Here is a 6,378-nt window from a genome sequence, read left to right as displayed (position 1 = left end):
CGTCTACCCCACCCTCACCGACCCCTCCCCCACCGACTACCGCCGCCCCCTGCAACTCCTCTCCCACACCCTCACCTTCACCGACCCGATCACCGCCCTCCCCCACCACTTCACCTCGACCCTGACCCTCCAGGCCTGGGCCTCCCCGGACGCCTGGTCGGCGGGGCATGTTGCCGGCCTGTGAGGGGCCGCCGGCGGCCTCATCTGCGGACTCCCGCGATGCGCAGGGCCGCGTCCGCCGTGGCCTCGGCGAAGGTGTGGACCGGACGGTGGGGGTCCGAGCGGTGGATCAGGATGACGCCCTCGATCAGGCCGAAGACCAGGTCGTTGCGCAGGGCCAGGGCCGCCGGGTCGGCGGCCAGTTCGGTGGCGGCGGTGGTGGCGCCGAGCAGGGCGAGGTAGCTGTCCTTGAGTTCGCCGCGCATCCGGCGGAAGCGGGTGAAGCGGTCGCCGCGGACCTCGGGCAGCAGGTAGAGGGCGCCGAGGTTGTACGGGCCGGCGCACAGCTGGAGGACGTCCGAGCGGCACAGCTCCCACAGCCGGTCCTCGGCCGGGCGGTCGGCCTCGGCCAGGATCCGGCGGGCCGCCCGCAGTGAGGGCGCGACCGTGGACTCCAGCAGTTCGACGAGGAGTTGCTCCTTGCCGGTGAAGTAGTGGTACATCGTGGCCTGGCGCAGACCCGCCCGTTCGGCCACCGCCCGGGTGGTGGTGGATCCGTACCCGCGGGCGGTGAACAATTCGGCGGCCGCGCACAGGATCTCGTCACGCGGTGGACGCCCGCCGGCCGGTCTCAACCGGTCGGCCCGCGGGCGTCCCACCCGTCTACCTGGCCCGTTCATGGGCCGATCGTCGCACAGCGCAACGAAATCCGTTCATGGCAAGAGATCACATCTGGCCAGGACCGGGTTCGGAGGAAGGCCCGAAAAGGCCTACCCGACCGAGCTGTAGGCCACTACGCCCCGCAACAGGGCGTCGACGGCCTTACGGGCATTGCGCGCCACCGTGGACCCCTGGGCGGGAGCCGCGGCCGCGATCTGGCCGAGGACGTCGATGACCTGCTTGCACCAGCGCACGAAGTCACCGGCCGGCATCTCCGCCTCGCGCAGCACCTCGTCCAGGCTCTTGTCGGAGGCCCACTGGTACGCCGCCCAGGCGAAGCCGAGGTCCGGCTCGCGCTGGCCCACGCCCTCGGTCTGGTTGATGCGGTACTCCTCCTCCAGCGCGTCGAGCCGGCCCCAGATGCGGACCATCTCGCCGAGCGCGGCCTTGGCCGCACCCCCGGGCACCTTCGGGGCCACCGCGTCGTCGGACTGCCGGGCCTCGAAGACCAGCGCCGAGACGCACGCGGCGAGCTCGGCCGGGTTCAGGCCCTCCCAGATCCCGGCGCGCAGGCATTCGGAGGCCAGCAGGTCGAGTTCGCCGTAGAGCCGGGCGAGGCGCCGGCCGTGCTCGGTGACCTCGTCCTCGCGCAGGTAGTCCAGCTCGGTCAGCAGCGCGTGGATCCGGTCGAAGGTGCGGGCGATGGTGTTCGTCCGGCCCTCGATGCGCCGCTCCAGCTGCTTGGTGTCGCGCTGGAGGCGGTGGTAGCGCTCGGCCCAGCGGGCGTGGTCCTCGCGCTCGTCGCAGCCGTGGCAGGGGTGCGCGCGCAGCGCCGCCCGCAGCCGGGCGATCTCCCGGTCGTCGGCCGCCGCCGCCCGGCCGCGCCGCTGCCGCTCGGGGGTGATGTGCCCGGCCTTGGTGCGCAGCGCGGAGGCCAGGTCCCGGCGGGACTGCGGGGAACGGGGGTTGAAGGACTTGGGGATGCGCATCCGCTCGATGGGCTCGACCGGCACCGGGAAGTCGATCGCGGCCAGCCGCTTGACCTGCCGTTCGGCGGTCAGCACCAGCGGGCGCGGCCCCTCGTGGTAGTCCTGCCCGCGGTGCCCGTGCACCCGGCCCGCCGGGACGCCCGGGTCCAGGACCAGGGCCAGCCCGGCGAACTTGCCGGTCGGCACGTGGATCACGTCGCCCGGCTTGAGCCGCTCCAGCGCCTGCGCGGCCTGGGCCCGGCGCTGGGACGCGCCCTGCTTGGCCAGTTCGGTCTCGCGGTCCTTCAGCTCGCGGCGCAGCCGCGCGTACTCCTCGAAGTCGCCGAGGTGGCAGGTCATGCCCTCGCGGTAGCCGGTCAGGCCCTCCTCGTTGCGCTGGACCTGACGGGAGATGCCGACCACCGAACGGTCCGCCTGGAACTGGGCGAACGAGGTCTCCAGCAGCTCGCGCGAACGGTGCCGGCCGAACTGCTGCACCAGGTTCACGGCCATGTTGTACGAGGGCTTGAAGCTGGAGCGCAGCGGGTACGTACGCGTACCGGCCAGGCCCGCGAGGGCCACCGGGTCCATGCCTCGCTGCCACAGCACGACCGCGTGTCCCTCGACGTCGATGCCGCGGCGGCCGGCCCGGCCGGTGAGCTGGGTGTACTCGCCGGGGGTGATGTCGGCGTGCTGCTCACCGTTCCACTTGACCATCTTCTCCAGGATCACCGTGCGCGCGGGCATGTTGATGCCCAGCGCCAGGGTCTCGGTGGCGAAGACGGCCTTGACCAGGCCGCGGACGAACAGTTCCTCCACGACCTCCTTGAAGGTCGGCAGCATGCCCGCGTGGTGCGCGGCGATGCCCCGCTCCAGGCCCTCCAGCCACTCGTAGTAGCCGAGCACGTGCAGGTCCTCGGCGGGGATCGCGGCCGTGCGCTCCTCGACGATGCCGCGGACCTGGAGCCGGGCCTCCTCGTTGTTCAGCCGCAGCCCCGCGTACAGGCACTGCTGGACGGCGGCCTCGCAGCCGGCGCGGCTGAAGATGAAGGTGATGGCCGGGAGCAGGCCTTCGTGGTCGAGGCGTTCGATGACCTCGGGGCGGCCCGGGGTCCAGATCCGGCCGCGGGAGCGGCGCTCGCGCTCGCGGTCGGCCTCGCGGACCATCTTGCCGCGCCGCCGCTCGCGCGGGTTGTACGTACGGCTGTTCTCCTCGCGGGCCATGCGCAGCAGGTCGCGGTTGACCTCGCGGCGGGCGGAGCCGCGGCCTCCGTGGTCGGTCTCCTCCTCGAAGAGGTCGTAGATCCGCCGGCCCGCCATGACGTGCTGCCACAGCGGTACGGGCCGCTCCTCGGAGACGATCACCTCGGTGTCGCCGCGTACGGTGTCCAGCCAGTCGCCGAACTCCTCGGCGTTGGACACGGTCGCCGACAGGGACACCAGGGTCACCGACTCGGGGAGGTGGATGATCACTTCCTCCCAGACGGCCCCGCGGAACCGGTCGGAGAGGTAGTGCACCTCGTCCATCACGACGTAGCCGAGGCCCAGCAGCGACTGGGAGCCCGCGTACAGCATGTTGCGGAGCACCTCGGTGGTCATGACCACGATCGGCGCCTCGGAGTTGACGCTGTTGTCACCGGTCAGCAGGCCGACCTTGTCGGCGCCGTAGCGCTTGACGAGGTCGGCGTACTTCTGGTTCGACAGGGCCTTGATGGGCGTGGTGTAGAAGCACTTGCGGCCCTGCCGCAGCGCCAGGTGCACGGCGAACTCGCCGACGATGGTCTTGCCCGAACCGGTGGGCGCGGCGACGAGCACGCCCTTGCCGGCCTCCAGCGCCTGGCAGGCTTCGATCTGGAACGGGTCGAGCCCGAACTCGTACATCTCGCGGAAGGGGGCCAGCGCGGTGGCCTCCTCGGCGGCGCGGATCCGGGCAGCGGCATAGCGCTCGGCGGGTGAGAGGTCCTCGGTCATCTTGAGGTCGAGCCTACCCGCCACCCCTGACAACAGGCGCGATCTTTACCGGAGGATGCGCAGCACCGCGGGGAGGCACTCCGCGGTGACGGGCAGCGGTCCGAGGGGCTCGCCGTCCGCGTAGGCGGTGGTCCCGGCCGCCTCCAGGGTGATCCTGCGGGCCCGGTGGACGGTGACCGCGGGGTGGTCGAGGTGGGTTCCCCGGTAGACCTTCGGGAACACCTTCAGCAGGGTCGTACGGGAGCAGTTCCCGACCACGGTGACGTCGAAGAGCCCGTCGTCCATGACCGCGTCCGCGCAGATGCGCATGCCCCCGCCGTACGAGGTCCCGTTGCCGACGGCGACCAGGGTGGCCTCGGTCTCGATCGCCGGGCCGTCGTCCAGGGTGATCCGGTACGGGTACGGCCGGAAGGCCGCCAGCTCGGCGATCATGGCCAGGTCGTACCGGAACCGCCCGGCCGCCCAGCGGATCCGGTTGCCCCGGTCGTTGACCCGGGAGTCGAAGCCGGAGCACAGCACGGTCCCGTACCAGCGGTCCCCGGCGCGGCCGAGGTCGATCTCGCGGATCCGGCCCTCCTTGAGCGCGGTGGCGGCCAGCCGGCCGGCCGCGGCCGGGTCGCCCACGGGCAGGCCGAGGGCGCGGGCGAAGTCGTTGCCGGTGCCGGTGCCGGCGGCCACCACGCCGAGCGGCACCAGGGTCCCGGCCAGGGCCTGGAGGGCGAGGGAGACCACCCCGTCACCACCGACGGCGACCACCGCTCCGGTGCCCTCGCGGACGGCGGTCCGCAGCCGGGCCAAGGCGTCCTCGGCGTCGGTGCCGACGACCGTCCGGACCGAGAACCCCGCGGCCCGCAACGCCGACGCGGCCGGCTGCGCGGCGTGCGCGCCCCGGCCGCGTCCTGCGGTGGGATTGACGAGGAGGGTGATCTCTGCGGTCATCCTCCGGAATGTACCTGTCAGGTGGCGTCGTCGTAACCGTTGATCCGCTGCCGGCCGCCGTCGGCCTGCTCGGGCAGGGCCGCCGGGCCCGGGACCGGCTCCACCTCGCCGATCGCCGCCGGCGTCAGGTCGAGCTCCGAGGCCTCGTCGGCGTCGAGCGCGGAGTCCGGGTCGTTGCGCCGCCGTCTGCGGTCGTTGACCAGGCAGATCGCCAGCGCGATGAAGTACAGGGCCACGATCGGCAGGGCCAGCGCCAGCATGGTCGGCGGGTCACCGGTGGGCGTGGCGAAGGCCGAGAAGATCGTGATGCCGAGGACGAACCCGCGCCACCAGCTCGCCAGCCGCTTCGCGGTGAGCACGCCGGTGAAGTTGAGCAGGATCAGCAGCAGGGGCAGTTCGAACGCGAGGCCGAAGACGACCACCATGCGCGTGACCAGGTCGAGGTAGTCGTCGACCGGCAGCAGGTTGCGCGCGTGCTCGGGGGTGAAGTCGAGCAGGATCGTCGCGGTCTGCGGAAGGATGTTGTACGCGAGGACCGCGCCGGCCGCGAAGAGCGGGGCGCCGACCGCGACGAAGCTCATCGCGTACTTCTTCTCGTGGCTGTGCAGGCCGGGCGCGGTGAACGCCCAGAGCTGGTAGAGCCACACCGGGGCGGAGAGCACCACACCGGCCATGAGCGAGACCTTGAGGGCGATCGAGAACGGCGCGATGAGACCGTTCACGGTCATGTCGGCGCAGGGCCGGCCGTTGCGCTGGGTCACCACTCCGTCGGTGCAGCCGACGGAGTCCAGCATCGGCTTCAGCATGAAGTCGATGAGGTGCTTGTAGAAGAAGGCGGCGACCACCGTGATGACGAGGATCGCGAGGACCGACTTCAGCAGGCGGTTGCGCAGCTCACGCAGGTGCTCGACGAGCGGCATGCGCCCTTCGGCGTCCTTGGCCGCCTTCTGCGGCTTCTCCTGCTTGCGGGCAGACTTGAGCAACCCACGTCCCTTGTCTCGTTACGGCTGACGACTGGCGGGAGAACTCCCCGCGATCAGCCCTGGGCGGTGCGGTTCGGCTCGGTCACCGGACGGGAGCTGGTGACGTCGCCGGGCGCGGCCTGGATGGTGCGCGGGGCGGCGGCCTGCTGCGGGGCGGCGGTGTCGGCGGCCGGAGCGGCCGGGGCGTCCGCGGCACCGTCGTTCTTCATGGCCTTGGCCTCGCTCTTGAGGATACGGGCCGACTTGCCGAGGGAGCGGGCCATCTCGGGGAGCTTCTTGGCGCCGAAGAGCAGCACGATCACGGCGATGATCAGGAGGATCTCAAGAGGCTTCAGGTTGCCGATCATGTGTGACTTCCTTCTCACCGAAGCGGCTGGTTGGGGTGGCTCGGCAGCCCGGGCGGGCATGCCCGGAATGCGTTCTGGCAAGGATCGTAACCCCCAGGGGTTAACGCCCGGCAATCCCCCGGGGTACCCCTGCTTGCGCGGCCAGATCCACTGTGGCCTGCTCCAGTTCGCCCGAGGCCACCGCGATCCGGTGACTGGCCCGGGCCACTTCCCGGCCCAGCCGCCGTGCTTCGAGCCCGACCCGTACGGCCAGCACCCCGAGCACGGCCACACCTACGAACCCCAGGGCAATCGCGAGCATCGGCCACAGCATGATCCGAGCCTAGCGCCTGCGCCGGGCCACCGGAGCAG

At 71.7% G+C, this 6,378-nt stretch carries 6 protein-coding genes and 1 pseudogene; 1 reads left to right on the top strand and 6 read right to left on the bottom strand.

The window, feature by feature from the left end:
- Positions 1-184 (top strand): annotated as a pseudogene (locus tag EF918_RS36870) (pseudouridylate synthase); the annotation flags it as partial.
- A 16-nt stretch (positions 185-200) separates the two neighbouring features.
- Here EF918_RS36870 and EF918_RS10475 read toward each other — a convergent pair.
- The 6 genes from EF918_RS10475 to EF918_RS10450 all read right to left on the bottom strand — a co-directional run bounded on the left by EF918_RS10475 (position 201) and on the right by EF918_RS10450 (position 6,340).
- Positions 201-839, bottom strand: coding sequence for a TetR/AcrR family transcriptional regulator (locus tag EF918_RS10475; protein WP_125644077.1), 639 nt, complete (start codon positions 837-839; stop codon positions 201-203).
- Between the two features lie 90 nt (positions 840-929).
- The gene (locus EF918_RS10470; protein WP_125644075.1) at positions 930-3,758 is read right to left on the bottom strand and encodes an RNA helicase; all 2,829 of its coding nucleotides are present in this window, start codon (positions 3,756-3,758) and stop codon (positions 930-932) included.
- Positions 3,759-3,803: 45 nt separating this feature from the next.
- On the bottom strand, positions 3,804-4,697 hold the full coding sequence (locus EF918_RS10465) for a diacylglycerol kinase (RefSeq protein ID WP_125644073.1): 894 nt from the start codon (positions 4,695-4,697) through the stop codon (positions 3,804-3,806).
- Between the two features lie 17 nt (positions 4,698-4,714).
- A complete protein-coding gene (gene tatC / locus EF918_RS10460) occupies positions 4,715-5,680 on the bottom strand; it encodes a twin-arginine translocase subunit TatC (protein ID WP_125644071.1) in 966 nt (321 codons plus the stop codon).
- A gap of 53 nt (positions 5,681-5,733) precedes the next feature.
- Positions 5,734-6,027 (bottom strand): Sec-independent protein translocase subunit TatA, encoded by a 294-nt coding sequence (tatA, locus tag EF918_RS10455; RefSeq protein WP_125644069.1) that lies wholly within the window; start codon positions 6,025-6,027, stop codon positions 5,734-5,736.
- Between the two features lie 100 nt (positions 6,028-6,127).
- Complete coding sequence (locus EF918_RS10450) at positions 6,128-6,340, bottom strand: hypothetical protein (RefSeq protein WP_125644067.1); 213 nt, start codon at positions 6,338-6,340, stop codon at positions 6,128-6,130.
- Between the last annotated feature and the right edge of the window lie 38 nt (positions 6,341-6,378).

Origin of the sequence: Streptomyces sp. WAC06614, assembly GCF_003949795.1 — a bacterium.
Lineage (GTDB): Bacteria > Actinomycetota > Actinomycetes > Streptomycetales > Streptomycetaceae > Streptomyces.
Note: the sequence above shows the minus strand (reverse complement) of the source record. Positions and strands in the feature narration are given on the sequence as shown.

Bases quoted from the DNA above. Each gene is read 5' to 3' on its own strand.
- EF918_RS10465 (WP_125644073.1), bottom strand. From the start codon at position 4,697: ATGACCGCAGAGATCACCCTCCTCGTCAATCCCACCGCAGGACGCGGC.
- EF918_RS10450 (WP_125644067.1), bottom strand. From the start codon at position 6,340: ATGCTGTGGCCGATGCTCGCGATTGCCCTGGGGTTCGTAGGTGTGGCC.
- tatA (WP_125644069.1), bottom strand. From the start codon at position 6,027: ATGATCGGCAACCTGAAGCCTCTTGAGATCCTCCTGATCATCGCCGTG.
- EF918_RS10470 (WP_125644075.1), bottom strand. From the start codon at position 3,758: ATGACCGAGGACCTCTCACCCGCCGAGCGCTATGCCGCTGCCCGGATC.
- EF918_RS10475 (WP_125644077.1), bottom strand. From the start codon at position 839: ATGAACGGGCCAGGTAGACGGGTGGGACGCCCGCGGGCCGACCGGTTG.